The sequence below is a fragment of the Streptomyces sp. NPDC051315 genome, assembly GCF_044455165.1.
Classification (GTDB): domain Bacteria; phylum Actinomycetota; class Actinomycetes; order Streptomycetales; family Streptomycetaceae; genus Streptomyces.
On the sequence record NZ_JBITEN010000033.1, the window covers coordinates 1 to 23,298 of the forward strand.

The window sequence follows — 23,298 nt, forward strand, 5'->3', positions numbered from 1 at the left end:
CGCCCGGTTACATTCCGAACCCGGAAGCTAAGCCTTACAGCGCCGATGGTACTGCAGGGGGGACCCTGTGGGAGAGTAGGACGCCGCCGAACAATTATTCAAAGAAATCCCCCGTGCCATTCGGCACGGGGGATTTCTGCGTTCAGGGCCTTTACGGCTGTACCAGTTTCGTTTCGTACGCCAGGATCACCGCCTGTACCCGGTCTCGGGAACCAGTCTTCGCGAGGACGCGACCCACGTGGGTTTTCACGGTGGACTCCGCGAGGTGGAAGCGCGTGGCTATCTCATGGTTCGTCCAGCCCTTCCCGATGACGGTGAGGATTTCCCGTTCCCGGTCCGTGAGGGTGGCCAGGCGGGGATGTGGGGACGAGGGATCGGAGCCGATGCCGGCCGGGAGGTGGTGGACGTAGGCGTCCAGGAGGCGGCGGGTCAGGCTGGGGGCGACCACCGCGTCGCCCGAGGCGACCGCGCGGATGCCGGAGAGCAGGTCTTCCGGCTGGGCGTCCTTGATCAGGAAGCCGGAGGCTCCCGCGCGCAGGCCGGCGTAGGCGTACTCGTCGAGGTCGAAGGTCGTGAGGATCAGGATGCGGGTGCGGTCGCCGGTGGCGGTGATGCGGCGGGTGGCCTCGATACCGTCCAGACCGGGCATGCGGATGTCCATCAGGACGACGTCGGGGTGGAGCTCGGCCGTCATGCGGACCGCCTCGCTGCCGTTGGACGCCTCGGCCAGGACATGGAGGTCCTCCTGGCTCTCCAGCAGCATGCGGAAACCCAGACGCTGCAGGGGCTGGTCGTCGGCGATGAGGACGGTGGTCACTGCGGGCTTTCCTCCGGTAGGTGCAGGTGGACGCGCCAGCCCCGTTCGGGGTGCGGGCGGGGGCCGGCTTCGAGTGTGCCGCCGTAGAGGGACGTGCGTTCGCGCATTCCGGGGAGTCCGCGGCCGCCGTCCGTGGCGGGTGGGCCGCCCCGGCCGGTGTCGGTGACGGTGGCGGTGACGGCGCCCGTGTCGGCGTAGGAGAGCGTGATCGTGGCGGTCGCTTCGGGGCCGGCGTGTTTGAGGGTATTGGTGAGGGCCTCTTGGATGACTCGGTAGACGGTCAGCTGACGGCCCGGGGGGATGGTGGGGGTGCCCCGGACGGTCATGTCGACGGGGAGACCCGCGGCCCGTACGCCTTCGAGGAGCTGGTCCAGGTCGGTCAGGGTGGGCTGGGGGGTGAGTTCCGGGTTCGGGCCCGCGGTGTCCTCCTCGCGCAGGACGTCCAGGAGGCGGCGTAGTTCGTTGAGGGCCTGGCGGCTGGTGGTGGAGATGGCGTCGAGGGCCTGGGCGGCGCGTTCGGGAGACTTGGTGGCGGCGTAGCGGCCGCCGTCGGCCAGGCCGGTGATGACGGAGAGGTTGTGGCCGATGATGTCGTGCATCTCGCGGGCGATGCGGGTGCGTTCGGCGGCCGCGGCGAGGCGGGCCTGCTGGTCGCGCTCCCTCTCCAGACGGCGGGCACGGTCCTCGAGAGCCTCGGTGTAGTCGCGGCGGGTGCGGACCGTGACGCCGATCGCGGCCGCGAGGAGGACGGAGGTCAGCACCGGGATGACGTCCTCGTCCCAACTGCCCTGCGGGTGGCGGACGGCGGCGACGACGGTCGGTGCGACGACGAGGGCCGTGGCCCACCACAGCGAGCGCAGGGGCCTGCGCAGCGCGATGTGGAAGATCACCGCCAGTTGGAGCAGGGCGGCCTGCAGTACGGCGCCGGACCAGGCGTTGACCAAGGCGAACGGGGCCATGGCGAGGAGGACGGCCCTGGGGTGGCCGCGGCGCCAGAGCAGGGGGAGGGACAACCCGAGGCTCATGACGAACACGAGGGGAACCGGGGTGTCCGGTTCGCGGGCGACGTTGCGCCAGCCGCCGTCGGCGTCGATCAGCGCCGCCAGCGTCCAGAAGACGGTGAGGTGCAGGTCCCACAGCAGGGGATGGCGGCGGTCGAAGGTCTGCACACGTCGTACGGCGCGCTGTACGTACCGGGTGAGGGGCTCCGTCGGCTCGGTGGCCCGCTCGCCTCGGGCGGCCTCGCGGGTGGTGGCGTCCCTGTGCTGCGGCACCGTGTACATGGTGGGGTGTCCGTTCGCCGTGATCGTGCTTCGATTCTGCGCCGGGACGGGGTGATCCGGCGTCCGGCTGGGGGGCGTATTCGGGGTGAGGCGTGTAGTACCCGGGTACTACGGTGACCCGCATGAACTACGTGATCCGGTCCGTGCGGGCCGATGAGTGGGCCGCGGCGCGGGAGCTGCGGCTCCTGGCGCTGCGGGATCCGGTCGCTCCCCTCGCCTTTCTGGAGACGTACCAGGAGGCTCTGGCGAAGCCGGAGGCCTTCTGGCGGGAGCGGACGGCGGGGGTCGCCGAGGGCGCCGACGGGGCGCAGCAGGTCATCGCCGAGGGACCGGACGGTGAGTGGGTCGGGACGTTGACCGTGCTGGTGGAGGAGGCCGGGACGAAGGACTGGGCGGGGTTCCCGGTGGAGCGGCGGCAGGGGCATGTCGTCGGGGTGTTCGTGCGGCCCGAGTTCCGCGGGATAGGGCTGACGGAGGTGCTGTTCGACGCCGGGCTGGAGTGGGCGTGGGCGCGGGGGGTGGAGCGGGTGCGGCTCATCGTGCACGAGGAGAACGGGCGGGCGCAGGCCTTCTACCGCAGGGTGGGGTTCGTGCCGAGCGGGGTGGTCGTGCCGCTGGCGGCGGGGCCGGATCCGGACGCCCGGGAGCTGGAGTTCGTCCTGGAGGGCCCCTGAGGCGGGCGGCTACACCGGCAGTTCTGTGTCGGGCCAGCGGGTGCGGGCCTGCTCGCGGGAGCGGAGGAGGGCCAGGGTGGGCAGGCCGCGGTCGGTGCCGGTGGTCAGGAGGTCCGGGAGCTGGGCGAGGGGGGCCACGGCCGCGACGTCGTCCAGGACCAGGGTGAGTGGTGGGTCGAGGCGACCGGAGGATGACCGTTCGGCCATGCGCCGGCCGCGCTCGACCACGCTGGAGACGAGGGCCGTGAGGAGAGGCATCGCGCCGGGGCGGGTCCTCGGGTCCTCGATGGATTCACCTACCACGTAAAGCGTTCCCCCTTCGTTCACGAAGGAATCCAAGGCGAGGGCATCGGTTCGGTTGGGAGTGCAGGCCTCGCGGATGTTCACCGTGGAGAGGGCGGACAGGGCCCGGGTGGTCAGCTCCTGGGCGATGTCGCGGCGCTCGGGGTGGGAGGTGAGGGCGGCTTCCAGTTCGCCGGCCGCGCCGGGGGCCGCCTTGGGGTTCGTCCGGAGGGTACGCACCGCTTCCTGGATTCCGGTGCCCTGGGACCAGCGGTGGACGTGGCGGATGGTGCGGCCGTCGATGGCGGCGGCGTGCAGGTAGCTGCGCAGGAGGGTCTCGGCGGTGTCGGTGACGGCCTGGTCCAGGCGGGCGGTGGGGCGTACGGGGGTCAGCAGGGCGGCGGCTCGCGCCGCCGCGGTGGGCTTGTCCTCGCAGCCGGCGGTGGGGGACCAGTGGAGGCGGGCCGGGGTGTCGCAGAGGTGGGCGGGGTCGTAGAGGAGGACGGGGCCGAGTTTGGCTCGGGCGTCCTTGGTGGTCTGCCACAGGGCGGGGGCGGAGGTGACGACGAGGGCGGGGCCCTCCGCGTCGCGGACGGTGCCGGCCGCGGTGGTGTGGCGGGTTTCCGGGGGGCCGTAGTGGACCGCGCCCTCGGTGCGGTGCGTTTCCCAGCCGCCCGTCCGTTCGGCGGCGAGCAGCGAAGTGGCGGGCTCCTGGGGAGGCGGCGTCGGCCGCGGCGGTGACGCCGGCTCCGAGGTGGGCTGGGCGAGGGCCTGTGCCGGTGGCTGGGCGAGGGACGGGGCCGGTGGGGCGGCCTGCTCCGTCGGCTGCTCGGGCATCCGCGGTGTCGGTACCTCGTGGCGGTCCGGACCGGGATGCGCGACCGCCGTCCTTCGCCGCGCCCGCACGGCCCGCCACCTGGCCACCGTGCCCATCACGAACACGGTGAGGACGAACAGCAGCATCAGCTGGCCGATGAGCAGGCCCCAGAAGAGGCCGTAGCCGGAGAGCGCGCTGGCTTCCGCGTCAGGCCAGGCGCCCGCGATGTCGTGGGGGCGGGCGACGAGGTGGCGCATGGCCAGGGGGGTGCGGGTGAAGGTGACGCCGGCGGGCCAGGTGCCGTGGGAGAGGACGGCTGCCAGTCCGGTGGCCGTCCACACCAGCAGCGTCATGCCGAGCAGGAACGCGAGCAGGCCGACCAGGAGGCCGTCGGGGATGCCGCCCTGGGCTCCCCGCTGGCCTCCCCGGCCCTGAGGGTCGTCACCCGGTCTCATGGCACCCCCGCCCCTACGCCACGGTCGACTCGGACGAGCCGTCCAAGTCGGGCAAGTGCTGTTCCATGAAGGCCGCCGCCCGCTGTTCCTGCTCCATCTCGGCGGCGCGCAGCGCGTCGTCGGCGAGGTCGACGGACGACTCGGTCATCGCGCGGTCGGTGAAGACGAGGGGGCGTTCCGTCTCGGTGACCAGGTGTTTGACGACCTGCACGTTGCCGTTGACGTCCCAGACCGCGATGCCGGGGGTGAGCGTCGGGATGATCTCCACGGCCCAGCGGGGCAGGCCGAGGACCCGGCCCGTCGCCCTGGCCTCGTCCGCCTTCTGGGCGTAGATCGTCCTGGTCGACGCCATCTTCAGGATCGCGGCCGCCTCCTTCGCCGCCGCTCCGTCGACCACGTCGGACAGGTGGTGGACGACGGCCACGAAGGACAGGCCGAGGCGGCGGCCGAACTTCAGCAGCCGCTGGAACAGCTGGGCCACGAACGGGCTGTTGATGATGTGCCAGGCCTCCTCGACCAGGAAGATGCGCTTCTTCCGGTCGGGGCGGATCCAGGTGTGCTCCAGCCACACGCCGACGATCGCCATCAGGATCGGCATGGCGATGGAGTTGCGGTCGATGTGGGAGAGGTCGAAGACGATCAGCGGGGCGTCCAGGTCGATGCCGACGGTCGTCGGGCCGTCGAACATGCCCCGGAGGTCACCGTCGACCAGGCGGTCCAGGACCAGCGCCACGTCCAGGCCCCAGGCGCGTACGTCGTCTATGGCGACGTTCATCGCCTCCGCCGACTCCGGTTCGGGGTGCCGTAGCTGTTCGACGATGTCGGAGAGGACCGGCTGGCGTTCGACGATCGTCTCGTTGACGTAGGCGTGGGCGACCTTGAGGGCGAAGCCGGAGCGTTCGTCCAGGCCGTGGCCCATCGCGACCTCGATGATGGTGCGCAGGAGCGCGAGCTGGCCCGTCGTGGTGATCGAGGGGTCCAGCGGGTTGAGGCGGATGCCGTGGTCCAGGGCGGCCATCGGGTCCAGGCGGATGGGAGTTATGCCCAGCGCCTGCGCGATGAGGTTCCACTCGCCGACGCCGTCCTCGCCCTGGGCGTCCAGGACGACGACCTGGCGGTCGCGGAAGCGGAGCTGGCGCAGGACGTACGTCTTCTCCAGCGCCGACTTGCCGTTGCCGGACTCGCCGAGGACCAGCCAGTGCGGGGCCGGGAGCTGTTGGCCGTACAGCTGGAAGGGGTCGTAGATGTAGCCCTTGCCGGAGTAGACCTCGCGCCCGATGATCACGCCCGAGTCGCCGAGGCCGGGGGCGGCGGTCGGGAGGTAGACCGCCTGGGCCTGGCCGGTGGAGGTGCGGACCGGCAGGCGGGTCGTCTCGACCTTGCCGAAGAGGAAGGACGTGAAGGCGTCGGTGAGGACGGTCAGCGGGTCCCGCATGTGAAGCCCTACCTTCGGATGCCGGTGGCGAACGGAAGTGTGTTCACGAAGGCGCGGTGGTGCTCTCGGTCGCACCACTCCAGCTTGAGGTACGACTTGCCGGCCGAGGCCCTTATCGTCCGCTTGTCGCGGGCGAGGGCCTCGGGGTTGCGGGAGGAGACGGTGATGTAGCCGACCAGGTTCACGCCGGCGGCGCCGCTGGCCAGGTCCTCGCCGCGCTGGTCGAGGCGGGAGTGGGCGGCGACGTCACGGGGGTCCACGGTGCGGTTCATCTTGGCGGCGCGGCTCGCCTCCGCCGCGTCGTTCGTCTTTTCGGTCAGCATGCGCTCGATGGCCACCTCGGTGGGCTCGAGATCCATCGTCACGGCGACCGTCCGGATGACGTCGGGGGTGTGGACGAGGAGCGGGGCGAGGAAGTTCACGCCGACCGGGGTCATCGGCCACTCCTTGATCCAGGCGGTGGCGTGGCACCAGGGGGCGCGGGTGGAGGACTCGCGGGTCTTGGCCTTGAGGTAGGTGGGCTCCATGGCGTCCAGCTCGGCCGGCCAGGCGTTGCGCCTGGTCATCGCCTGGATGTGGTCGATCGGGTGGTCCGGGTCGTACATGGAGTGGATGAGCGAGGCGAGGCGGCCCTGGCCGAGGGGCTGGCGGACGCGGATGTCCGCCTCCTGGAGGCGGGAGCAGATGTCGGTCAGCTCGCGGGCCATGACGACGGCGAGTCCCGCGTCGCGGTCCAGCTTGCGGCCGGACTGGGGGCGGGCGGCGCGGGCCATGGCGTGGGCCTCGGCGGCCAGCTCACGCGTGTAGTGCATGCAGGCGACGAGGTAGGCGCGGTGCTGCTCGCTGCTCGTGGAGACCATCGACTGGAGCTGGTCGTACGACTGCTGCAGCCACGGCAGCGCCCGGTCGTCGCCGCGCTGGGCGACGTCCTTGGCGTGGGCGTCGGGGTCGGCGGGGAGGGTGCGGGCGAGCATCTGGAGGCGGGTGACGAAGCCGTCGCCGTTGGCCACGTGCTTGAGCAGGGTGCCGAAGCGGTCGACGAGGGCCTCCTGGTCCTCGCTGTCGCGCAGGCCGACGCCGGGGCCCTCGATCTCGATCGCGGCCGTGACCGTACGGCGGTCGGCGTGCAGGAGCACGGCGATCTCGTCGGGTCCGAAGGGGGCGGCGAGCCAGGTGATGCGGCCGATGCCGGGCGGCGGGCCGATCTCGACCTCCTCGCCGTCGAGCCGGGTGCCTGCCTCCATGGCGCCGGAGCGGTACGTCGTGCCCTGGCGCAGGGTGCGCTTGTAGCTGCGGTTGATCTCGAACCACTTGTAGAACGTGCGGTGCTTGTACGGCACGTAGACCACGGCCAGCGCGAGCATCGGGAAGCCGGCGAGCAGCATGATGCGCAGGGCGAGGAGGGGGACGAGGAGCCCGCACATCATGCCGAGGAACGCGCCGACGACGATGAGCGCGATCTCGCCGGTCTCGCGGTTGCGGCCGACGATCGCGTTGGGCCGGGCGCGGCCGATCAGATATGTACGGCGGGGCGTGACCGCGTGGGACACGTGGGACTCGGTCGTCAACGCCCTTCACCTCCCGTGCGGTTGGTACTGCTGTTGCGGGTGTTGCTGGCGTGCGGGGTGTTGACCGCGCTGCTCGTGCGGGGCGCGGGTGCGGCGGAGGGGACAGATCCGCCGCCTCCGTTCGAGGTGCGCGAGCTGTGGGCGGCGACGCCGCCGGCGGTCTGGTTGGCCGGGCGGGCGCCACCGGAGGCGCCGCCGTTGCTGTCGGCGCGGGTGCTGTGCGTCTTGATGCCCTGGGCGACGAGGGTCGCCGGGGAGCTGATGACGGCGGCGGCCTTGCCTTCGGCGCCCTGCATGAGGCGGTTGTTGCGGGAGTTCGCGATCTCGTCGCCGAAGCCGGGGACGAAGCGGTAGATCATGGCGCTCGCGAAGATGGCGAGCAGGATGATGGCGAGGCCGGAGACGACGGCGGAGAAGGCGTCCGGGCCGTCGTCGGCGGACAGGGCGCCGGCGAGGCCGAGCACGATCACTATGACCGGCTTGATCAGGATGACGGCGATCATGATGCCCGCCCAGCGGCGGACGTGGCCCCACAGGTTCTTGTCGACCAGACCGGCGTAGACGACCGTGCCGAGCAGGGCGCCGACGTAGAGGAGGGCGGCCCGGATGACGAGCTCCAGCCAGAGCACGCCGGCGGCGAGGATGGAGACCAGGGAGACCACGATCAGCATGATCGGGCCGCCGCCGATGTCCTCGCCCTTCTCCAGGGCGGCGGAGAAGGTGCCGAAGAAGGTGTCGGTCTGGTCGCCGGTGGCCTTCGCGAGGACCTCGGTGATGCCGTCCGTCGCCGATACGACCGTGTAGAGGATCAGCGGGGTGAAGGCGGAGGCCAGGACGGTGAGCCACAGGAAGCCGACGGCTTCGCCGATGGCGGTGGTCAGGGGGACGCCGCGGACCGCCCGCTTGGCCACGGCCAGCAGCCACAGCAGGAGGGTGAGGACGGTCGAGGCCGCGAAGACGACGGCGTACTGCTGGAGGAACGTGGGGTTGGTGAAGTCGACGTTCGCCGTGTCCTTCACGGCCTCGCTGAGCTTGTCGACGGTCCACGCGGCGGCCTCGGCACAGCCCTTGGCGAGGGAGGAGAGGGGGTCGAGGGTGTCGGAGACGCCGGGGTTGGTGGTGGTGCCGGAGCGGCTCTCGCCCCGGTTGCAGTACTCCGCGGCGGGTCCTCGGATGAGGTCGCAGGTGCTGTCGCTCGGAGAAGGCGACGCCGAGGGGGAGGGGGACGTCGATCCGGAGGGGGACGCCGACCCGGAGGGGTTCGGGTCGGGTGTCGGCGCGGCGAAGGCACGGCTCGCCAGCAGCACCGCAGTGGTCTGAACGGCGGCGAGGGCAGCCGTCAGCTTCAGGGGGAGGTGCTTAGCGCGCATAGGTGAACCCTCCGTACTCCTCGACGGCCTTCGTCATGTCGTCGGCGGTGGAGGCCTTCTGGTCGCGCCCGACCGGAACGGGCCCGTCCTTCTGCTGGAAGTCCAGGACTTTCCAGTCGTTGTCGACCCACGTGAGCCGGTAGGTGGTGGTGTACCAGCTCTCGGACACGGGATTGGTCGAGGCTTCGCCCGAGAGGCCGAAGAGCGACGTGTACCAGACCTCGACGGTGGCCGCGTTGGCGCTGGACGCCGTGACCTTGGTGCCGACGGGGACTACCCGCGAGACGAAGGTCTGGCCTTCCGGGGCGGTCCCGTCCGCGTCCAGGCCGATGTTGCTCAGGAACGTTCCGTTCGAGTACGCGGTGTCCAGGGCGGTCTGTCGGGCGGCGGCTACGTCGGGGGCGTACACGGTGTCGACGATCTCGTGCCGCCGGGCCGTGTTGAACATCTCCGCGGACCCCAGGGCCACGCAGTAATTGGCCGCGGCACTCTGCGCACCCTGCTCATCGGGTGCGTACCCCGTGGGGATGCCCCCGCTCGTCGTCCCCACCGGCTTCGTCCCGGTCGGGGTCGTGGCGGCTGCCTTCGGCCTGTCCGCCTCGCCCGTGGTCGTGGAGGATGCGGAATCGTCTCCTCCACGGTTCGCGAAGGCGATCGCGGCGATGAGGAGGACGACCACGCCGACCACCGTGACCATGCTCCGTGAGGAGGAGCGGCCGGGGCGGCGGGCGCCGCCGTAGGGGTCGGTGTCGGGCAGGCGCATGCGCGTGCCCGCGGGTTCACCGTAGTCCTGTTCGTCGCCGGGACTCATGCCGCGTACGCCCCCTCGCTGCCGTACCGGAACACGTAGAAGTACGACGGTAGCCGTGCTGGTTCCCGCGCGGGCGCGGTGTGGTGACTCGACATCAGGGAGACGCAACCTCAGCCGGTGGGCACGACGGGTGGGTGGGGTGGAGGGGGCCGGGCGTGCCCGGACGGGTCTGGGTGGGCCCGGGCGGCTAGACGGCCATGCCGTACACGATCGTGAACAGGGTGCCGAGTGAGCCGATGATGAAGACGCCCGTCAGTCCGGCGATGATGAGGCCCTTGCCCTGTTCCGCGCTGAAGGTGTCCCGCAGGGCCGTGGCGCCGATGCGTTGCTTGGCCGCACCCCAGATGGCGATGCCGAGGCAGATCAGGATGGCGACCGCCATCACGACCTCGATCATCACCTTCGCCTCGTTGCCCAGGCTGCCGAAAGGCCCCCAGTCCGGAGCGATCCCGCCGATGATGGTGTTGATGTCTCCCTTGTCGGCCGCAAAGAGCATGTAAGTCACCGCCCCTGGTGGGTAGTTCCGCAGTCGTCCCCTGCGGTGTGCAGAGGTCACGCCTCATTGTCGCCGACAAAGTCGCCGTCGTATGTCGACTTGGCGTCATTGACGGTCGGGATTCGTACGAATGACTCGTACGGTCACTCTGTGTATCACGGCAGGTCACCCCGGGCAATGAGGTCGGTGCGGAACCTGTCGTGTGGTTCCGTCGTTGTCCCACTTCACGGCCCGTGCCGTTTCTGACGGCTGGTCGGGTGAGAGGCCGTCTCGATGTTCTCATGCCGACCCAAGGCGTACGGCCCCACGGTTGACCGTGGCTGTCGAGGGGTGTGACGCGATGACGGAGGGTCAGGCGGGCACCCGGTGAAGGCGGTCGTGCCCTGCGGGGTGCCCGAGGCCCGTGAGGGTGTCGTAGCCGGCCGGGCGGGGCGGTGGGTGCGTGGGCGCCGCGCTCGCGTGGGCCGGGGTGCCGCATCCGGCACATGGTGCGGGGGCGGCGGGGTGAATGACGCGGGCTTGACCTCAAGCGTGGTTGAGCTACGAGCATCGGCGGCATGGAGAACACGGAGGGGAGGGCCGCTGTGACGGCTGAGGGGAAGAGTGACGTGACGGCCGGTGCGACGAGTGATGTGACGGTCGGTACGGCCAGGGATGTGACGGCCGGTCGGGAGGCCGATCTCGAAGCGATCCGGGCCGTGGTGGCGACCGTGCAGCACAGCCAGCGCAACGAGCTCCCCGACGAGTTCGTCTCCCTCTTCCGCGAGGACGCCCTGTGGACGACGGCCCACGGCAGACGCCTCTACGACCGCGCCGAGATCGCCGAGTTCACGCACCGGGTGCTGCCCGGCGCGATGGGGGACGGGACGGTCACGTACGAGGTGGAGCACGTGCTGTTCATCCGGCCGGACGTCGCCGCCGTGAAGGCCCGCGCGCAGTACTGGACGAAGGACGGCGGCGAGCCGGTCGGGCATCCCAACAGTCCGCTGTACGTGATGGCGAAGGAAGACGGGCGGTGGCTGATGGTCGCCTGCCAGAACACGGAGGTGATCGACGGCTGACCGCTCACGCCCGGGTGCGGCGGCGGTGGTGGTGGACAGTGACCGCCGCGAGCAGGGGGCCCAGGCGAGCAGGGGCCCCAGGCGACCAGGGGGATGTAGGAGGCGTTGACGATCCACTGGCCCCACGGGGCGATGTCCATCCGGGCCTGGAGGGTCGTCCACACGAGGAGCACGCCGTACACGGTACAGGCGAGGGCGCCGAGGGCGGCGGGGACGACGGCGGCGAGTACGGGGACGGAAGGGCGCGCCGCCCGCGTCGCGACCGTGACCGGCGTCAGGTGAGTTCGACGCCCTCCACGAAGTGGTCGAACTCACCCGCCTGCACGCCCAGGACGAACGCGTCCCACTTCCGGCGGTTCGTCGTCACGACGTTCTCGGGAGCGCTGGTCTCGCGGAGGTAGACGGGGGCCTCACCGTCGTCGCCCTCGCCGAAGGCGATCTCGATCCAGGGGCCGGGGCCGGTCGCCTCCGGCGGGGCGGCGCGGACCCAGGTGAGGTCGGGGGGGATGTCAGCCACGGGGGGTGTCCTCCTCCAGCTTGAGGGTGGTCAGCAGGGCGGCGAAGGCGGCCGGGGCCGCCGTGAGTATCGCGGCGGTGGGGTCGCTGCTTTCGGTGAGGTGGACGTGGTGGGGGGTGGCGGCGACGTGGACGCAGGAGTTGCCCTGTGCGCAGTAGGACGACTTCTGCCAGGAGAGGGCGGGCATTCGGGTTTCCTCACAGGTCCTGGACGACTTTGTGGATGAGATCCCGCGACTCCGAGGGGGAGAGTGCGCAGGCCTCCATACGGTTCAGCAGGATCCGGTACTTGTCGAGTTGGGCCTCGGAGTCGAGGAACACCGGGCCGTGCGACTGGTCGAGGTTGATGGTGTCGAGTTGCGGTACCGGGCCCGCGCAGAAGTAGATCGACTGACCCGAGCCGGGGAAGGTCCCGGCGTCGAACGGGATTACCTGAACGGTGATGTGTTCCCGCTCGCTCATGCCCAGGAGGTGCTGGAGCTGGGCGCGGGTCACGGAGGATCCGCCGAACTTCATGCGCAGGGCCGCCTCATGGATGATCGCTTGGTGAGGGGTCGGTGAGTCCTGGTAGAGCACGGCCTGGCGCTTGATGCGGAACGAGACGCGGTGCTCGATGTCGGGCGGTGACATCTCCGGTACGTCCTGACGGAAGATCTCGCGGGCGTAGTCCGTGGTCTGGAAGAGGCCGGGGATGTGGACGGTCACGGCGGTTCTGAACCCCGTGGCGTGGTGTTCGACCTCGGCCATGTCCAGCAGGGCGGCGGGCAGGATCTCGCGGTACTCCTCCCACCAGCCGCGCTTGCGGTCGGGGGTCATGGCGGCGAGCGCCTCGATCAACGCCTTGTCCGAGCAGTCGTAGGCGCAGGCGATGCTGCGCAGCCGGTCGGGGCTCACGCCGTGGCGGCCGGCCTCCATGTTGCTGACCTGGTTCTGCTTGACCCCCAGCAGTTGTGCCGCCTGTGTCGAACTCAGGCCCGCGCGCTCGCGCAGCTTGCGCAGCTCGGCGCCCAGGCGGACCTGGCGGCCGGTGGGGGTGCTTCTCATGGCCAACGTTCGACTCCTTGTCACCCACACGCGTGATTGCTGAAGAGCTTTGACGATCTAAGTCTAAGAACTTACAGGTTGCCGTTACCTTCGTTGGCAGGCGCCCACTCCGCCCAGAAGTACCCCGCCCGACGGGGCGGCACCGTCACTGGGTCACCACCACCTGCACGCGCCCAACTCCTCACAGTGATCGGAGACTTCCGTGCCCACCGTAACCCCGCCCTGGTCCTACACCCTCCAACTCCCGCACGACCCGCGCGCACCGGGGGTCGCCCGGGTCACCCTCCGTGCCGTCCTCGCCGCCCACTCCCTCGCCGAACTCACCCCCACCGCCGAACTGCTGGCCGCCGAGCTCCTCGCCAACGCGCACCTCCACACCACCGGTGACTACGGCCTGCGGCTGCGCTCGGTGGACGCGGGTGGGCTGCGGGTCGGGGTGTGGGACAACGACCCCCGCGTGCCGCCGGGGTTCGCCGCGACCGACGGCGTCTCCCTCGTCGTGCCGCCGGACGACGACGCCGAGCACGGGCGCGGGCTGCATCTCGTGCGGGCCTGTGCGGAGCGATGGGGGGCCGCCGAGCTGCGGGCGGGAAAGGTGCTGTGGGCCGAGTGCCGATGAGCCGTGTCTGACCGGACTCTCACCTTCGTGGGACACCGTGGGGACGATGAAGCGCAGCGCCCGTCTCCTTCTCGTCTCCGTCGTGCTGCTGGCCGTCATCGCCGTCTCGGAGGTGGCGGCCGATGACGGGACAGGCCCCCTGGGCGTGACCGTCGTGGCGGCGGCGACGGCGCGATCCGCGTCGGTCGGCGCGCTGTTCGCCTCCGACGACCTCACCGGCGGCCACTTCTGCACCGCCTCCGTCGTCCACAGCCCGCACCACGACCTCGTCGTCACCGCCGCGCACTGTCTGGGCGGGGACGGCGACGGCGGTCTCTTCTTCGTCCCCGGATACCGGGACGGGGAGGCCCCCTACGGGGTCTGGAAGGTCAAGCGGGTCTTCCTGCCCGACGGCTGGGCCGAGGGGCAGGACGAGGACAGCGACGTGGCGTTCGCGGTGCTTCACGACCGGGGCGGGAAGGGGGTCGAGGACGTCGTCGGTGGCCATCGGTTCGTCGCCCGGGCCGCCACGGGTGCGGGCGTCGTGACGGTCACCGGCTACCCCGACTCCCGGGACGCCCCGATCACCTGCACCAACTGGGCCACCCTCCACAGCTCCACCCAGCAGCGGATCGACTGCCCCGACTTCACCGGCGGGACCAGCGGCAGCCCGTGGGTCGACGGGGACGGGGAGGTGGTCGGGGTCCTCGGGGGGCACGAGCAGGGCGGGGCCACGGCGGACATCTCGTACAGCGTGGTGCTCGGGCCGGAGGCCGCGGAGCTGTACCGGGACGCGGCCACCGACCCGTAGGTGCGGCTCCTAGGCGATGCGGTGGACCAGTTGGGTGGTCAGCTCGTAGCGGGCACCCACGACGGCCAGTTTCCCGGTGGTGATCCTCTCGGCGAGGTCGGGTTCGGCGGCGAGGCGGGAGCGGACGGCTCGGATGTTGGCGTCGATGGTCGCGTCGACGCGGGCGTCACCGGTCTTCGTGCGGTCGATGGCCGGGGCTATCCGGTCGGCCAGGTACTGGATGTGGGCGGGCAGCGCCTCGCCGGTCAGGTCCGCCTGGACAGCCGCCTTCACGGCCCCGCACGACTGGTGGCCGAGCACCACGACCAGCGGTATCCCGAGTTCGAGGACCCCGTAGGCGATGCTGCCGAGGACGGCCTCGTCCAGGACCTCGCCGGCGCTGCGCACGGTCATCAGGTCGCCGAGCCCCTGGTCGAAGACGAGCTCCGGGGGCACGCGGGAGTCGATGCAGCCGAGGACCACGGCGAACGGGTGCTGGCTGGAGACGAGGGTCTGGCGGACGGCGGGGGTCTCGTCCGGGTGCCGCTCGCGGAATGCGCGCCACCGGCGGTTGCCCGCGGCCAGTTCCCGCAGGGCCTCGTCGGCGGTGGTGGGGCGCGGGGTGGCGGCCGGGGTACGGGAGGAGGCGGAGGCGGGGGCCGCCGCGAGGGCCGTACCGCCCAGGGCCACGGCCCCGGCGAGGCCGCCGCGCAGCAGCGATCGGCGGGCGAAGGCGCGGCGGACGGATCTGAGGGGGGTGTCTTCGGAGTTCACGGAGGGGAACGTATGCCCGAGTCCGGGGCGTGGCGCACGGGTTGCCGAATCATGGGCGGGGATGGGAAATCCGGGGCCGAATGATGGGGAGTGCTTGACGTGCGCGATGGCTGCCGTTGACGTGTCGGGGTGTCTGCGGGGACAGGTTCGGGGTGCGTGCGGGGACACATTCGGGGGCGCGCTTCCCTTGGCCTTCACCGTCACCTGATCCGTGACCCGACCCCGTTCCACGCACCGCGCCGGCCGTCTCCCGACCCTTGGGGGCGGCCCGTTCTCCCGCGGCTCCCGGCCCGGGCCCGGAGTGCCGAACCGGTCGCTGTGGCAGGGTCGTTCAGTGGACGTACTCAAGGCGCGGGATCCCGCCCGGACAGGCGCGTAGATCCTCCTCGCCCGGCTGTCGAACCGACCCACCTCGACGACTTCCGGAGCCGCTCGCCCCAGGGCCGGGTCGACCCGGCGATCCCCGTGGCGAACGACCCGGGTGACTGGACCGCGGTCGTCTATCACGTCAAGGGCGGCCCCAGCGCCTACCGGAGCACCGGTTGTACCGGCTTCCGGGTGGGAAGCTCGTAAACTGACGCGAGCGGACTCCCCTTGGGTGATGGGCGGTTGACGGTGCGTAAGGCATGGGTCGTGGCGGGTGCCGTCGGCGCGGCGGGACTCAGCTTCGTGATGCTGCTCGTCATCGGCGTGTACGTCGTCGCCGGGAACATCGTCAACGGCGTGGGCGGCAGGAGCGTGGGACTGGCCAAGGGAGCGGTCCCGGCCGCGTACCAGGCGCTCGTGCAGAAGTGGGGCAACCTCTGCTCCGCGATCAACCCCGCGCTGCTCGCCGCCCAGCTGTACCAGGAGAGCGGATTCAATCCGAACGCCAAGAGCCCGGCGGCCGCTCAGGGGATCGCACAGTTCATCCCCGGGACGTGGGCCACGCACGGAATCGACGGCGACGGGGACGGCGACCGGGACGTCTGGGACCCGAATGACGCGATTCCATCGGCCGCGTCGTACGACTGCGAGCTCGCGTCGTACGTGAAGGACGTCCCCGGGAACGCCACGCACAACATGCTCGCGTCCTACAACGCGGGGGCGTACGCGGTCATCAAGTACGGGGGTGTGCCGCCGTACAAGGAGACCCAGAACTACGTGAAGAGGATCACGACGCTCGCGGAGTCCTTCGCCGCCCCCGTCACCCGTGTCGACCCCTCCGAGCAGGCCGCCGGGGCCATCTACTACGCGCAGAAGAAGCTCGGTACGCCGTATCTCTGGGGTGGGAACGGTACGCCTGAGCAGGGCGGACGGTTCGACTGTTCCGGGTTGACCAAGGCGGCGTACGAGAGTGTCGGGATCACCCTGCCCCGGGTGGCGAACGATCAGTACAACGCGGGGCCGCACCCCTCGCGGGACGAACTGCTGCCGGGGGACCTGGTGTTCTTCTCGCCCGATCCGAACAACTCCCGGGCCATCGATCACGTCGGGATCTACGTCGGTGGGGGATACATGATCGACGCGCCCTACACGGGGGCCGTCATCCGGTTCGACCCGATCGACACCCGGAAGTACTTCGGCGCCACCCGGGTGACGGAAGATGGCGCGAAAGCACTGCCCACGACTGTCTGAACCGGCTCATAAGCACCCCGCTGAGCTGCGGCGACGTATCTCTCTTCGATAACGTCTGCGTGATCATTCAGTGGAGAGTGGAACGTATCAACGGGGGACGTGCGTTCCTGTTGACGTAGCCGAGCAATGCCTGTGACCGACTGGAACGGCGGAAGCGGATCTACAACCCACGGGGGTGGGTACGAGCGGCGTGCGTGAGGCGCGCCGGGCAGAACACGACGAAGGGGCCGCAGCACCATGGCTGGACTCGCCGCATCCGGGTCGAACCCCGACGTCGACCTGCTCTACGACATCAACGGCCTCGCCAAGGACGCCCCGCACTGGCTGGACCGGGTCGTCGAGTTCGTCGGCGAGTACGGGCTGCTGCTGGCCATGGTCCTGCTGGTGCTCTGGTGCTGGTGGACCGTGCGGCGCCGCCCCGGCTCGGCCGAGGAGGCCGCCTCCTCCGTGGCCGCCCTGGTCTGGGCGCCGCTGGCCGCCGGGGTCGCGGTGCTGGTGAACGTGCCGATACGCGGCTTCGTGGAGCGGCCCCGGCCGTTCTACGACCACCAGGGGCTCGAGGTCCTCGTCTCCGGCAAGACGGACTACTCCTTCGTGAGCGACCACGCCACCATCACCATGGCGATGGGGGTCGCGCTGTTCGTCGCCAACCGGAAGTTCGGGCTGCTCGGGCTCGGGCTCGGGCTGCTGGAGGGCTTCTGCCGGGTCTACATGGGGGTGCACTACCCGACGGACGTCGTCGGCGGATTCGCGCTCGGTACGGCCGTGGCGCTGCTGCTGTCCCCGGTGGCTTCCCTGCTCCTCACCCCGGTGCTGAAGGCGGTGGAGCGGTCCCCCCGGGTGGGGTGGGTCGTGCGCAGTCGCTCCGCTCGGATGGCGGCCGGGAGCGACGCGGTGGTTCCGGGGGCCCGGGTCGAGGCCTCGGCCGGGGAGCGGGATCTCGCCGCGTAGCCGGCGTCCGGGTGGCGAGCTGGAGACCCTGGGGTACCGGAGCCCCTTGGGGTACTAGAGCCCCTGCGGGTAGGTGAAGACGCCCCTCGGGTCGTACTGCTTCTTCAGCTGGGTCAGGCGGGGGAGCGCGTCGCCGTAGTAGGCCTTCTTCCAGTTCCTCAGGGTCGGGTCCGCGTAGTTCTGGTACGCGGCGCCCGAGGCGTACGGCCGCATGGCGCCGTGAGCCGAGCCCAGCCAGGACTGGGCCGTGGTGCCGGCCGTGCCGGCGCGCCAGGAGGCGATGTACTGGGCCAGCATGCGGGAGCGGCGGTGGACGAAGGCCGTGGCCGTGGGGGAGACCCGGTTCACCGCGCCGCCCAGCGCCGTGAGGGCGATGCTTCCGGAACCGCCGCGTATCGTCCTCATCTGCTGGAGCAGCGTCTGGACGCCGGCCGCCGTCAGTGAGCGGTCGAAGAAGTCGGAGCGGGCCGCGTACGTCTCCCGGCCCAGCTTGCCCTGGGGGGAGCGGCCCGGGGTCGAGCCCGGCAGGTGGCACTGGGCGTCGGTGGTGAAGGAGGAGCAGCCGGCGTAGACCTCCATGGCCTCCTCGTAGGAGCGGCGGCGCAGGGAGACGCCGGTCGCGGGGGCGCCCACCCGGTCGGCCAGGCGGTCCACGGCGTTCTGGAGCTGGCCGTAGGTGCCGATGCAGAAGGCGGCGACGGAGACCCTGGGCGTGCCGCCGGGCGTGTTCGACAGGTGCAGGGAGGACCAGATCTCGTCCGGCTGGGCCGGGCCCCACTCCTGCCAGGCCCTCACCACCGCGGCCGCCCTCGACCAGGGCCAGGACAGGGAGCAGGTCACGGCCTGCGGCGCCGGGTGGGTCCGGAAGTGCAGTTCCGTGACCACGCCGAAGTTGGCGTTGCCGGCGCCGCGCAGGGCCCAGAACAGGTCCTTGTTGCGGGTGGCGTCGGCGGTGAGCTGTTTGCCGTCCGCCGTGACGATCGTCGCCTGCGTGAGGCTGTCGCAGGTCAGGCCGTACGCGCGGGAGACCACGCCGTGGCCGCCGCCGAGGACCAGGCCGGAGACGCCGACCGTGGGGCAGGAGCCCGCCGGTATCGTCACGCCCTTCGCGGCCAGCGCGCGGTAGACGTCGATCAGCTTGGCGCCGGCGCCCACCACGGCCGAGCCGCCGCTCGCGCGGACCCGGCTCAGCCGGGAGACGTCGAGGACCAGCCGTCCGTTGCCGGAGGACCAGCCGCCGTAGGAGTGGCCGCCGTTGCGGATGGCCACCTTGGTGCCGTGGGCGCGTGCGTACGCCAGGGCGGTGCGGATGTCGTCGGTGTGGGCGACGTAGGCGACCGCGGCGGGCTTGAGCGCGTCGAAGCGCGTGTTGTACAGCTGCCGGGCGGCCGGCCAGGAGGTGTCGCCGGGGCGGATCAGGGTGCCGTCCAAGTCCCGGGCGAGGGCTGCCCAGTTCGCGGCGGCCACGGCGCTCGTGGTGGTCAGCGAGGTGTTCCTGGCCGACGCGCTCCCGCCGTCGTCCGCCGCCCTGCACGCGGCCGTCGCGACCGCCGCGACCGCGGCCGTGCCACCCGCGATGAACGTACGCCGTTCCATGTCCCGCGCCTTCCGTCGGCTTCATGGAGCGAGACGGGAGGGGAGGGCGGCGGGTTCCCGGGTCCGGGGAATTCGCCGCACGGGCGGCCGGGCAGCGGAGGAGGAGGGGGAGCGGGCGCAGGGGAGGGGGGAGAGCGGGGCAGGGGAGGGGGTTCAGCCGCGTGCGTGGCCCTCCGCGTCCGCTCGGGCGAGGCTTCTCGCTCTGCGCGCCGGGCCGCGCCAGCCACAGGCGCACCGGGCGTGACAGAAGGGGCCGTGTTCGACGGTGGTGGTCCGGTGGAGTTCCCCGTCGGCGGGGGAGGGGGCCGAGCGCTCCTGCTGGGTCACACGGAGAACGTTACCCAGCGCCGGTGACGGCCTCACCTGGCGACCCGAGCCTTCCGCCACGCGTGACGAGGCCCGCCCGACCGTCGTTAACGGCAACGACAGGGGGCCCGTGACGGACGTACCGGCTGGGGGTAGACAGGCGATGGCGGAGCGGCAGCAGCGGCGGTGGGGAACGGCGGTCGTCGCGGGGCTCGTGGCCGGGATCTGCGCCGGCGCCGCCGGATGCTCCGGCAGCGGGGCCGCCGCCGAGGACGCCCACGCGGGAGATCCGGTCGAGACGCTGCGCCGGGCCGCCGACACGCTGGTGCGGACGGGCAGTTCCCAGGCGCGGACGTCCATGGAGATGGCCACCGGCGGGACCCGCGTGACCATCCGGGGCGAGGGCGTCTACGACTACCGCAAGCAGCTGGGGCGGTTGCGGGTCGTGCTCCCGCAGGACCCGGCCGGGACCAGCGAGCACCGGCCCATCACCGAACTCCTCGCGCCGGGCGCGCTGTTCATGAAGAACCGGGGCGCCGGAGTGCCCGCGGACAAGTGGGTGCGGGTGGAGACGGCGGCGCTGTCCGACGGCAACCTGGTCACCGGCGGCGCCACCGATCCGTACGCGGCCGCCGAGATCCTGCGCGGGACGCGCACGGCGACGTACGTCGGGAGGACGGAGCTGGCCGGGACCGAGGTGCGGCACTACCGCGGGACGGCCGACCTGGCCGCGGCCGCCGAGAAGGCCTCCGCGGGCGGCCGGGATGCCCTGGGCGCGGCGGCGAAAGGGTTCGCCACGGCCGAGGTGCCGTTCGACGTCTACCTCGACGACGAGGGCCGGATCCGCAAGGTCCGGCACCGCTTCAGCTTCGTCAACGGCCGCCATAAGGAAGCCGTCGCGGTCGCCTCGACGACGCTGCTGTACGACTTCGGCGCCCCCGTCGACGTACGGCTGCCGGCCGCGCGGGACATCTACGCGGGGCGGATCGCCGAGGAGTGAGCGGGCTCCGGCCCGCCGGGGGACGGACGGATCCGGCCACCGGGCGGGCAAGGACTAGCCCGTCCGTGCCATGCGCGGTATGTACGCCGCTCCCTACTCTAGGAAGCCGGTGACGGCAGAGACGAGGTGATGCGCGTGGCTCGGGTCGGCGGTACGGCGGTTCAGGACCACGTGGCCCTCGCCGAGATCGAGCTGTGCGGAGAGCTGATCATCGCGGCTTCGGCGGCGGAGGAGCGGCTCAGTCTGGCCAGCATCGACGAGGTGCTGAGAGTCGCGGAGGAGCGGGACGCCTCCGGCGGCCGAGTCGGTGGCTGAGCCGACGGCTGAGTCCCGCGGGCCCCGTGTGCGGGGTCAGGTGCGCAGCAGGCGGCCGATCGCCTTCGTGGCCTCCTCCACCTTCGCGTCGATCTCGTCGCCGCCCTTGAGGGCCGCGTCGGCGACGCAGTGGCGCAGGTGCTCCTCCAGCAGCTGCAGCGCGAAGGACTGCAGGGCCTTGGTGGAGGCGGACACCTGGGTGAGTATGTCGATGCAGTAGGTGTCCTCGTCGACCATCCGCTGCAGGCCGCGGATCTGGCCCTCGATGCGGCGCAGGCGCTTGAGGTGTTCGTCCTTCTGCTTGTGGTACCCGTGCACGGCCGGATGGGCCGGTGCGGCTTCGGGAGCCGCCGGGGCGGCCGCCGTGGGTACGGCTGCTGCCCCGGGTGCGGCGGAGGGCGCTCCCGCGCCGGCCTCGGTGGTGGTCATCGCGTCCTCCAGACATATACCCCTAGTGGGTATATTGTACCGAACTTTGGCGGGTATGAGGGCTTCAGGGAGCCGCTTCGCGAGGCCTGTGGACTGGACCACCCGCTGGCCCCGCTGCCGGTAGCCCCACCCGATGGGCGACACTGGGGGACGGCCCATTAGCCGTGGCCGGATGATGCGCCTAGCATCAGCCTGACCGAAACCGATGCATCCTGAGGACCCCAAGTGCGCTTTCGTCTGACCCCCAGGGAGACGAGCTTCTACGACATGTTCGCCGCGTCCGCGGACAACATCGTCACCGGCTCGAAACTCCTCATGGAACTGCTCGGGGCGGACACCGCCGGCCGGGCCGAGATCGCAGAGCGTATGCGGGCCGCGGAACACGCCGGTGACGACGCCACGCATGCGATCTTCCACCAGCTGAACTCCTCGTTCATCACGCCGTTCGACCGCGAGGACATCTACTCCCTCGCCTCGTCCCTCGACGACATCATGGACTTCATGGAGGAGGCCGTCGACCTCGTCGTCCTCTACAACGTCGAGGAACTGCCCAAGGGCGTCGAGCAGCAGATCGAGGTGCTGGCGCGGGCGGCGGAGCTGACGGCCGAGGCCATGCCGAACCTGCGGACCATGGAGAACCTCACCGAGTACTGGATCGAGGTCAACCGGCTGGAGAACCAGGCGGACCAGATCCACCGCAAGCTGCTCGCCCACCTCTTCAACGGCAAGTACGACGCGATCGAGGTGCTGAAGCTCAAGCAGATCGTGGACGTGCTGGAGGAGGCCGCGGACGCGTTCGAGCACGTGGCGAACACGGTGGAGACCATCGCGGTCAAGGAGTCCTGACCTCCTCATGGACACCTTCGCTCTGGTCGCGACCATCCTGGTCGCGCTCTTCTTCACGTACACGAACGGCTTCCACGACTCGGCCAACGCGATCGCGACGTCCGTGTCGACGCGGGCGCTGACGCCTCGGGCGGCGCTGGCGATGGCCGCGGTGATGAACCTCGCCGGTGCCTTCCTCGGCTCCGGGGTCGCCAAGACCGTCAGTGAGGGGCTCATCCAGACACCCGAGGGGTCGACGGGGATGGGGATCCTCTTCGCGGCGCTGGTCGGCGCGATCACGTGGAACCTCGTCACCTGGTACTTCGGGCTGCCGTCCTCGTCCTCGCACGCCCTCTTCGGCGGCATGGTCGGGGCGGCGCTCGCCGGGGGGACCACCGTCTACTGGCACGGGGTGCTGGAGAAGGTCGTCATCCCGATGTTCGTCTCGCCGGTGGTGGGTCTGCTGGTCGGCTACCTGGTGATGACCGCGATCCTGTGGATCTTCCGGCGGGCCAATCCGCACAAGGCCAAGCGGGGGTTCCGGATCGCGCAGACGGTGTCCGCGGCCGGGATGGCGCTGGGGCACGGTCTGCAGGACGCGCAGAAGACGATGGGCATCGTGGTGATGGCCCTGGTCATCGCCGACGTCGAGGACTACGGCGATCCGATCCCGGTGTGGGTCAAGATCGTGTGCGCGGTGATGCTGTCGCTGGGGACGTACGCGGGTGGGTGGCGCATCATGCGTACGCTCGGGCGGAAGATCATCGAGCTCGATCCGCCGCAGGGGTTCGCGGCGGAGACGACGGGGGCGTCGATCATGTTCACGACGGCCTTCCTGTTCAAGGCGCCGATCTCCACGACGCATGTGATCACCTCGGCCATCATGGGCGTCGGGGCGACGAAGCGGATCAACGCCGTGCGGTGGGGGGTCGCCAAGAACATCGTGCTGGGGTGGTTCATCACGATGCCGGCGGCGGCGACGGTGGCGGCGTGCGCGTTCTGGATCGTGAACCTGGCGTTCCTGTAGGGGGTGGGGGCGTTGGCGGGGCGCACCCTCGCCCACCCGCCTGCCCGTCTCGGTGGGTTGAGGGTGGCCCGGGGCTTCTCCCGTGCCCCCGAGCTGGATGTGCGTCCCGCGCCCCTCTTGCGGGGGCACCACCGTCCACGTCCCGGCCTTCGACGACCGCACGGGCTTTGCCCCTCGCCCTCGGTGGCGTGGCCCGCTGCACCCCTCACGGGGCTTCGCCCCCAGCACCCCAGGTTCCCTGCCCACCGTCTCGGTCGGTTGAGGGGGCGCGCCTCGGGGGCTTCGCCCGTGGACCCGGGCGGGGCGTGCCCCCTGCGCCGTTTGCGGGGCTTCGACCCCGGGCCGTGGTGGGGACTCGGCCCGTGCGCCTCGGGTGGGGCTTCGACCCTGGGTCGCTTGTGGGGCTTCGACCCGTCCTCTCCTCGCGGTCTCCCCCGCCAC

24 protein-coding genes and 1 rRNA gene are annotated in these 23,298 nt (G+C 71.1%); 11 read left to right on the plus strand and 14 right to left on the minus strand.

Annotated elements, in window-relative coordinates; genetic code table 11:
- A 5S ribosomal RNA gene (gene rrf, locus ACIBBD_RS37820) occupies positions 1-92 on the plus strand; the annotation flags it as partial.
- A gap of 59 nt (positions 93-151) precedes the next feature.
- Here rrf and ACIBBD_RS37825 read toward each other — a convergent pair.
- Together ACIBBD_RS37825 and ACIBBD_RS37830 are read right to left on the minus strand one after the other, a co-directional pair.
- On the minus strand, positions 152-817 hold the full coding sequence (locus tag ACIBBD_RS37825) for a response regulator (RefSeq protein WP_399424417.1): 666 nt from the start codon (positions 815-817) through the stop codon (positions 152-154).
- Positions 814-2,100 carry a sensor histidine kinase gene (locus tag ACIBBD_RS37830; RefSeq protein ID WP_399424418.1) on the minus strand — a complete coding sequence of 429 codons (1,287 nt, stop codon included), beginning with the start codon at positions 2,098-2,100 and terminating at the stop codon, positions 814-816. The genes ACIBBD_RS37825 and ACIBBD_RS37830 overlap by 4 nt, the downstream gene beginning before the upstream one ends.
- A gap of 122 nt (positions 2,101-2,222) precedes the next feature.
- Between ACIBBD_RS37830 and ACIBBD_RS37835 the strand changes: the two genes are divergently transcribed.
- Positions 2,223-2,774, plus strand: coding sequence for a GNAT family N-acetyltransferase (locus ACIBBD_RS37835; RefSeq protein WP_399424420.1), 552 nt, complete (start codon positions 2,223-2,225; stop codon positions 2,772-2,774).
- 9 nt (positions 2,775-2,783) lie between these two features.
- Here ACIBBD_RS37835 and ACIBBD_RS37840 read toward each other — a convergent pair whose 3' ends face one another.
- The 6 genes from ACIBBD_RS37840 to ACIBBD_RS37865 form a co-directional block, all read right to left on the minus strand.
- On the minus strand, positions 2,784-4,328 hold the full coding sequence (locus tag ACIBBD_RS37840; RefSeq protein ID WP_399424422.1) for a type IV secretory system conjugative DNA transfer family protein: 1,545 nt from the start codon (positions 4,326-4,328) through the stop codon (positions 2,784-2,786).
- 13 nt (positions 4,329-4,341) lie between these two features.
- On the minus strand, positions 4,342-5,763 hold the full coding sequence (locus ACIBBD_RS37845; RefSeq protein ID WP_399424424.1) for an ATP-binding protein: 1,422 nt from the start codon (positions 5,761-5,763) through the stop codon (positions 4,342-4,344).
- A gap of 8 nt (positions 5,764-5,771) precedes the next feature.
- Positions 5,772-7,331, minus strand: a complete 1,560-nt coding sequence (locus tag ACIBBD_RS37850) for an SCO6880 family protein (protein WP_399424425.1) — start codon at positions 7,329-7,331, stop codon at positions 5,772-5,774.
- A complete protein-coding gene (locus ACIBBD_RS37855) occupies positions 7,328-8,701 on the minus strand; it encodes a hypothetical protein (protein ID WP_399424427.1) in 1,374 nt (457 codons plus the stop codon). Before ACIBBD_RS37855 ends, ACIBBD_RS37850 begins: the two co-directional genes overlap by 4 nt.
- A complete protein-coding gene (locus ACIBBD_RS37860) occupies positions 8,691-9,512 on the minus strand; it encodes a hypothetical protein (RefSeq protein WP_399424429.1) in 822 nt (273 codons plus the stop codon). Before ACIBBD_RS37860 ends, ACIBBD_RS37855 begins: the two co-directional genes overlap by 11 nt.
- 187 nt (positions 9,513-9,699) lie before the next feature.
- Positions 9,700-10,008 (minus strand): hypothetical protein, encoded by a 309-nt coding sequence (locus ACIBBD_RS37865; RefSeq protein WP_004000049.1) that lies wholly within the window; start codon positions 10,006-10,008, stop codon positions 9,700-9,702.
- Between the two features lie 632 nt (positions 10,009-10,640).
- Here ACIBBD_RS37865 and ACIBBD_RS37870 point away from each other — a divergent pair.
- Positions 10,641-11,069, plus strand: a complete 429-nt coding sequence (locus ACIBBD_RS37870) for an SgcJ/EcaC family oxidoreductase (protein WP_399424480.1) — start codon at positions 10,641-10,643, stop codon at positions 11,067-11,069.
- Between the two features lie 274 nt (positions 11,070-11,343).
- On the opposite strand, the gene ACIBBD_RS37875 is transcribed toward ACIBBD_RS37870, so the two are convergent.
- Genes ACIBBD_RS37875 through ACIBBD_RS37885 form a run of 3 tightly spaced genes read right to left on the minus strand, consistent with a single transcriptional unit; the run spans position 11,344 to position 12,629 of the window.
- Entirely contained in the window at positions 11,344-11,586 is a 243-nt protein-coding gene (locus tag ACIBBD_RS37875) for a DUF397 domain-containing protein (protein ID WP_399424431.1), read from the minus strand.
- Positions 11,579-11,773: a DUF397 domain-containing protein gene (locus tag ACIBBD_RS37880; RefSeq protein ID WP_399424433.1), complete on the minus strand. Its 195-nt coding sequence runs from the start codon at positions 11,771-11,773 to the stop codon at positions 11,579-11,581. Before ACIBBD_RS37880 ends, ACIBBD_RS37875 begins: the two co-directional genes overlap by 8 nt.
- 10 nt (positions 11,774-11,783) lie before the next feature.
- Positions 11,784-12,629: a helix-turn-helix domain-containing protein gene (locus tag ACIBBD_RS37885; protein WP_399424435.1), complete on the minus strand. Its 846-nt coding sequence runs from the start codon at positions 12,627-12,629 to the stop codon at positions 11,784-11,786.
- A gap of 202 nt (positions 12,630-12,831) precedes the next feature.
- Here ACIBBD_RS37885 and ACIBBD_RS37890 point away from each other — a divergent pair, with 202 nt between their 5' ends.
- Complete coding sequence (locus ACIBBD_RS37890) at positions 12,832-13,248, plus strand: ATP-binding protein (protein ID WP_399424437.1); 417 nt, start codon at positions 12,832-12,834, stop codon at positions 13,246-13,248.
- 46 nt (positions 13,249-13,294) lie between these two features.
- Positions 13,295-14,038, plus strand: coding sequence for a trypsin-like serine peptidase (locus ACIBBD_RS37895; RefSeq protein ID WP_399424439.1), 744 nt, complete (start codon positions 13,295-13,297; stop codon positions 14,036-14,038).
- A 9-nt stretch (positions 14,039-14,047) separates the two neighbouring features.
- On the opposite strand, the gene ACIBBD_RS37900 is transcribed toward ACIBBD_RS37895, so the two are convergent.
- Positions 14,048-14,791 carry a carbonic anhydrase gene (locus ACIBBD_RS37900; protein WP_399424441.1) on the minus strand — a complete coding sequence of 248 codons (744 nt, stop codon included), beginning with the start codon at positions 14,789-14,791 and terminating at the stop codon, positions 14,048-14,050.
- A gap of 609 nt (positions 14,792-15,400) precedes the next feature.
- On the opposite strand from ACIBBD_RS37900, the gene ACIBBD_RS37905 reads away from it, so the two are divergent.
- A complete protein-coding gene (locus ACIBBD_RS37905) occupies positions 15,401-16,408 on the plus strand; it encodes an NlpC/P60 family protein (protein WP_399424442.1) in 1,008 nt (335 codons plus the stop codon).
- A gap of 237 nt (positions 16,409-16,645) precedes the next feature.
- Entirely contained in the window at positions 16,646-17,359 is a 714-nt protein-coding gene (locus tag ACIBBD_RS37910; protein WP_399424444.1) for a phosphatase PAP2 family protein, read from the plus strand.
- A gap of 54 nt (positions 17,360-17,413) precedes the next feature.
- Here ACIBBD_RS37910 and ACIBBD_RS37915 read toward each other — a convergent pair whose 3' ends face one another.
- The gene (locus tag ACIBBD_RS37915; RefSeq protein WP_399424445.1) at positions 17,414-18,955 is read right to left on the minus strand and encodes an FAD-binding oxidoreductase; all 1,542 of its coding nucleotides are present in this window, start codon (positions 18,953-18,955) and stop codon (positions 17,414-17,416) included.
- Positions 18,956-19,424: 469 nt separating this feature from the next.
- Here ACIBBD_RS37915 and ACIBBD_RS37920 point away from each other — a divergent pair, with 469 nt between their 5' ends.
- On the plus strand, positions 19,425-20,261 hold the full coding sequence (locus ACIBBD_RS37920; protein ID WP_399424447.1) for a hypothetical protein: 837 nt from the start codon (positions 19,425-19,427) through the stop codon (positions 20,259-20,261).
- A gap of 129 nt (positions 20,262-20,390) precedes the next feature.
- A complete protein-coding gene (locus ACIBBD_RS37925; RefSeq protein WP_399424449.1) occupies positions 20,391-20,576 on the plus strand; it encodes a hypothetical protein in 186 nt (61 codons plus the stop codon).
- A 36-nt stretch (positions 20,577-20,612) separates the two neighbouring features.
- On the opposite strand, the gene ACIBBD_RS37930 is transcribed toward ACIBBD_RS37925, so the two are convergent.
- Positions 20,613-21,005, minus strand: coding sequence for a metal-sensitive transcriptional regulator (locus tag ACIBBD_RS37930; RefSeq protein ID WP_399424450.1), 393 nt, complete (start codon positions 21,003-21,005; stop codon positions 20,613-20,615).
- Between the two features lie 225 nt (positions 21,006-21,230).
- Between ACIBBD_RS37930 and ACIBBD_RS37935 the strand changes: the two genes are divergently transcribed.
- Together ACIBBD_RS37935 and ACIBBD_RS37940 are read left to right on the plus strand one after the other, a co-directional pair.
- A complete protein-coding gene (locus ACIBBD_RS37935; protein WP_187748798.1) occupies positions 21,231-21,851 on the plus strand; it encodes a DUF47 domain-containing protein in 621 nt (206 codons plus the stop codon).
- 7 nt (positions 21,852-21,858) lie between these two features.
- The gene (locus tag ACIBBD_RS37940) at positions 21,859-22,857 is read left to right on the plus strand and encodes an anion permease (protein ID WP_399424452.1); all 999 of its coding nucleotides are present in this window, start codon (positions 21,859-21,861) and stop codon (positions 22,855-22,857) included.
- The last annotated feature ends 441 nt before the right edge of the window (positions 22,858-23,298 follow it).